Genomic DNA, 1,332 nt, shown 5'->3' on the forward strand with positions numbered 1-1,332 from the left:
GATCCGCATGGTCAGTCAGATCGCCAATAGCATACTGTACTGCCTGTTTATTTTGTTCTGGATCCTAGTTGGTCTGGTTTTATGGGTAAAAATAAGCTGGCAGACGTTTGTGAATGGCTGCATTTACTGGTGGTGCACCACGCTGGAAGGCATGCGGGATTTAATCAGGTCCCAGCCGGTCTATGAGATCCAGTATTACGGCAAAACCTTCCGGATGAACGCGGCTCAGGTACTGCATGATAAATATATGATCTGGTGCGGTGAGCAGTTATGGTCGGCATTCGTTCTGGCGTCTGTCGTGGCCCTGGTTATCTGCCTGATCACCTTCTTTGTTGTCTCCTGGATTCTGGGGCGTCAGGGTAAACAACAGAGCGAAAATGAAATCACAGGTGGTCGTCAGCTGACTGACAATCCGAAAGAGGTGGCCAGGATGCTGAAAAAAGATGGCAAGGATTCCGATATCCGGATTGGCGATCTGCCGATTATCCGGGATTCTGAAATCCAGAACTTCTGTCTGCACGGCACTGTCGGGGCCGGTAAGTCGGAGGTTATCCGTCGTCTGGCCAACTACGCCCGTCAGCGTGGTGATATGGTGGTGATTTATGACCGTTCGGGGGAATTTGTTAAAAGTTACTATGATCCCTCCATCGATAAAATCCTGAATCCGCTGGATGCACGCTGTGCTGCCTGGGATTTGTGGAAGGAGTGCCTGACACAGCCAGATTTTGATAATACCGCAAATACTCTGATCCCGATGGGGACAAAAGAGGACCCGTTCTGGCAGGGTTCAGGACGTACCATTTTTGCGGAAGCGGCATACCTGATGCGTAATGACCCCAACCGCAGCTACAGCAAACTGGTGGACACACTGCTTTCCATCAAAATTGAAAAGCTGCGTACCTTCCTGCGTAATTCACCGGCGGCCAACCTGGTGGAAGAGAAAATCGAGAAAACGGCCATATCCATCCGTGCTGTGCTGACCAACTACGTGAAAGCCATCCGTTACCTGCAGGGGATTGAGCATAACGGTGAGCCCTTCACCATCCGTGACTGGATGCGTGGTGTCCGGGAAGATCAGAAAAACGGCTGGCTGTTTATTTCGTCGAACGCCGACACCCATGCCTCCCTGAAGCCGGTGATCTCCATGTGGCTGTCCATTGCTATTCGTGGTCTGCTGGCAATGGGAGAAAACCGTAACCGTCGTGTGTGGTTTTTCTGTGACGAGTTACCCACGTTACACAAACTGCCGGATCTGGTGGAGATCCTGCCGGAAGCCCGTAAGTTCGGTGGCTGTTATGTGTTTGGTATCCAGTCCTATGCCCAGCTGGAAGA

General features: G+C 51.4%; 1 protein-coding gene. It reads left to right on the forward strand.

Translation table 11 applies throughout. The features are described from left to right. Position 1: 1 nt before the first annotated feature. Positions 2 to 1,332 (forward strand): type IV conjugative transfer system coupling protein TraD (gene traD / locus RTW80_RS25330; protein WP_312720807.1); only part of this gene is annotated, 1,331 nt, incomplete at its 3' end.

Source organism: Escherichia sp. AM3, assembly GCF_032029835.1.
Classification (GTDB): domain Bacteria; phylum Pseudomonadota; class Gammaproteobacteria; order Enterobacterales; family Enterobacteriaceae; genus Escherichia; species Escherichia coli.